Genomic DNA, 3,892 nt, shown 5'->3' on the forward strand with positions numbered 1-3,892 from the left:
GGGCATCCGCAAGGAATGGCTGGAGGTGTGATGGGATTCATTGGCCCGGATGTCGTCCTCAACAACCCGGCGTATGTGCACGAGAGCGCCTACCTGTACGGCAAGGTGACGGTCTCGGAACATGCGTCGATCTGGGCTAATGTCGTGGCACGGGCCGAGCACAAGCAGATCGTGATCGGCGCGTACACCAACATCCAGGACTTCGCGATGCTGCACATCGGCGACCGCACCGATACCATCATCGGCAGCCATTGTTCCATCACCCATCATTGCACCATCCATGGCTGCACCATCGGCGATAATTGCCTGATCGGCATCAATGCCACCATCATGGATGGTTGCGTGATCGGCGAGAACAGCATCGTCGGCGGCCACACCTATCTCAAGGAAGGGACGATCGTCCCGCCCAATTCCATCGTCGTCGGCGCACCGGGCAAGGTGACTCGCACCCAGAACAATTTCGTTCGCAACCGGCTCAATGCCCTGGCCTACTACAAGAATGCGCTTGCATATGCGGCCGGGAATTTCCGTGCCTGGGACGAATCGTCCTTCCCCATCGAGATGATGGCGGAAATGCAACGCCTGACGGCCTTGCTGGACGGTGAGGGTGACGGGACGCAGTGATGCGTTTTCGGCTCCATCCCCTTGTTGTGTTCGCGTCTGCCTAGTTACACTAGGGAAAGTTTGATTTCCCACACTTGCAGCCCGATCCCATCAGGAGGATGAATTGATGTTTTTGCAAGGCCGCCGTGCGCTGCTTGTTGGCGCGCTGTCCCTCATTCCCGCATTTGCTCTTGCACAGTCCGATGATACCGGCCCGATCCGCATTGGCGTCTCGGGCCCATTCACCGGCGGCTCCAGCCCGATGGGCGAAAGCATGCGCAACGGCATCCGTATCGCGGTCGAGGAAATCAACAATATCGGTGGGCTTAACGGCCGCAAGATCGAGCTGGTTGAGCGCGACGACCAGGCCAACAATGAAATGGGCGCGAAGATTGCCGATGAGCTGACGCGCATGAAGGTGGTTGCGACGGTCGGTATCGTCAATACCGGTGTGGGATTGGCGTCCATCGATGCCTACCAGAAGGCGAAGATCCCGCTGGTGGTCGCCGTGTCTACCGGCTCGGCGCTTACACGCAAGTACGCGCCGCCGGCTGCACCCGAAAATTACATCTTCCGGATTTCGCCGACCCTGGACCTGGAAGCGACGGTCGTGATCGCCGAGCTCAAGCGCAGGGGCGTGCAGAAGGTGGCCATCCTGGCGGACACGACGGCCTATGGCGACGCGGGCCTGAAAGCCTTCCAGGAGCAGGCGCGTGCTGCAGGCATCGAAGTGGCAGCGGAGGAACGGTTCAAGATCGGCGACCAGGACATGAGTGGCCAGGTCAAGGCGGCCAAGGCCAGCGGCGCGCAGGCGCTGATGGTATGGGGCATCGGTCCGGAACTGGCAGCGATTGCGCGCAACAAGGACTCGCTCGGATGGAAGGTGCCGATGATGGGAAGCTGGACCTTTTCCATGCGCAACTTCATCGACGGCGCCGGCAAGGCGGGCGAGGGGGCGATGATGCCGCAGACTTTCATCCAGGACTTGGGATCGAGCAGCAAGAACAGCTTCCTGCTCGCCTATAAGCGCACGTTCAAGAAGGACCGCATTCCGTCGCCGATGAGCGCGGCGCAGGGCTACGATGGCATGCACCTGCTTTATCTCGCGCTGCGGCAGGCGAATTCGACCGACGGAGTAAAGGTCAGGGATGCGCTGGAAAACCTCAAGAGCCGCTACCAGGGCGTGATCACCAGCTACAACAAGCCGTTCTCCAAGGCTGACCATGACGCGATCACGCAGAACATGCTCATCATGGGGGTGGTGTCGAACGGGCGCGTCGATTATGCCAATACCGACGACCAGAAAAAGGGCGCATTGCTGCGACTGAAGGCCCAGTAATACTTGTAATAACCGCAATCCGGCGACGGTGACATCCGTCCCCGGATTTTTTTCGCCAAAAAATAATACGATCGTTCTATTCTGGGGTATAGTAAGGCACACAAAACACAGAAGACAGCTTCACGCTCCCATCCCACATCTAATTTAAAAGGAAGAGATATGACTGCCGAATACAAGGTCAACGGCTCCGTTGCCGTCATCACGCTAAACAATCCGCCGGTCAACGGCCTCGGCCATGCGACGCGCAGCGCGATCGTGGAAGGCATGCGGCAGGCTCAGAACGACGATACCGTGAAGGCGATCGTGATCACTGGCTCCGGCAAGGCGTTCTCGGGCGGGGCGGACATCAAGGAATTCAATTCGCCGAAGGCGCATGCAGAGCCGACCTTGCACTCGGTCATCAACGTAATCGAAAACGCGACCAAGCCGGTCGTCGCGGCCATCCACACCGTCTGCATGGGCGGTGGCCTGGAATTGGCGCTCGGCTGCCATTACCGCGTGGTGTCCCCGGGCGCGCAGATCGCCCTGCCGGAAGTGAAACTGGGCATCCTGCCGGGCGCGGGCGGCACGCAGCGCCTGCCGCGCGTGGTCGGCCTGGAGCTGGCATTGAACATGATCGTGTCCGGCACTCCGGTCCCCTCCGAGAAGCTGGCCAAGACCGCGCTCTTCAACGAGCTGGTCGAAGGCGACCTGCTGGAAGCGGCCGTTGCCTTCGCCAACAAGGTTGCCGACGTGCGCCCGCTGCCGAAGGTACGCGACATCAAGATCGATTACCCGAACCACGAAGCCTTCCTGCAGTTCTCGCGCAATACCGTCAAGGCCATGGCAGGCCCGTTCCCGGCGCCGTCGAAGTGCGTCGATGCCGTAGCCGCTGCCGTGACGATGAAGTTCGACGACGGCATCAAGTTCGAGCGCGACCTGTTCCTGGAACTGGTGCAGACCACCGAATCCAAGGCGCTGCGCCATGCCTTCTTCGGCGAGCGCGCCGCCAGCAAGATCCCCGACGTGCCGGAAGGCACCCCGACCCGCCAGATCAAGAGCGCCGCAGTCATCGGTGCAGGCACCATGGGCGGCGGCATCGCGATGAACTTCGCAAATGCCGGCATCCCGGTCAAGATCCTCGAGATGAAGCAGGAAGCGTTGGACAAGGGCCTGGCCACTATCCGCAAGAACTACGAGAACACGATGAAGAAGGGCAAGCTGTCGCCCGAGAAGTTCGAGCAGCGCGTGGGCCTCATCACCGGCACGCTGTCGTATGAAGAAATCGGCCAGGCGGATATCGTCGTTGAAGCCGTGTTCGAAGACCTCGGCGTCAAGGAGCAGGTGTTCAAGAAGCTGGATGAAGTGATGAAGCCGGGCGCGATCCTGGCCTCCAACACCTCCACGCTCGACGTGAACAAGATTGCTGCCTTCACCAAGCGTCCGCAGGACGTGATCGGCCTGCACTTCTTCAGCCCGGCGAACGTCATGAAGCTGCTGGAAATCGTGCGCGGCGAGAAGACCGGCAAGGATGTGCTCGCGACTTCCATGGCACTGTCCAAGAAGATCAAAAAGACCGGCGTCGTGTCCGGCGTATGCGATGGCTTCATCGGCAATCGCATGATCGAGCAGTACAGCCGCCAGGCTGGTTTCCTGCTGGAAGAGGGCGCGCTGCCGGAGCAGGTGGACAAGGCGATCGAGAAGTTCGGCTTTGCGATGGGTCCTTTCCGCATGGGCGACCTGGCCGGCAACGACATCGGCTGGTACATCCGCAAGCGCCGTTACATCGAGAAGCCGGAAGTCACCTATTCGAAGACCGCCGACCTGCTGTGCGAAATGGGCCGCTTCGGCCAGAAGACGTCCGCCGGCTGGTACGACTACAAGCCGGGCGACCGCAAGCCGTATCCGTCGCAGGTCGTCAACGACATGATCGTCAAGCACTCGGCCGACCTCGGCATCGAGCGCCGCAAG

At 60.6% G+C, this 3,892-nt stretch carries 3 protein-coding genes; all 3 read left to right on the forward strand.

The window, feature by feature from the left end:
- Positions 1-624: gamma carbonic anhydrase family protein (locus AYR66_RS12845; RefSeq protein ID WP_234814893.1), on the forward strand; the 624-nt coding region annotated here is incomplete at its 5' end.
- 112 nt (positions 625-736) lie between these two features.
- Positions 737-1,942, forward strand: a complete 1,206-nt coding sequence (locus AYR66_RS12850; RefSeq protein ID WP_420093129.1) for an ABC transporter substrate-binding protein — start codon at positions 737-739, stop codon at positions 1,940-1,942.
- 159 nt (positions 1,943-2,101) lie between these two features.
- Positions 2,102-3,892: 3-hydroxyacyl-CoA dehydrogenase NAD-binding domain-containing protein (locus tag AYR66_RS12855; protein ID WP_088709791.1), on the forward strand; the 1,791-nt coding region annotated here is incomplete at its 3' end.

It is taken from the genome of Noviherbaspirillum denitrificans (assembly GCF_002211445.1).
Taxonomy (GTDB): Bacteria; Pseudomonadota; Gammaproteobacteria; order Burkholderiales; family Burkholderiaceae_D; genus Noviherbaspirillum; species Noviherbaspirillum denitrificans.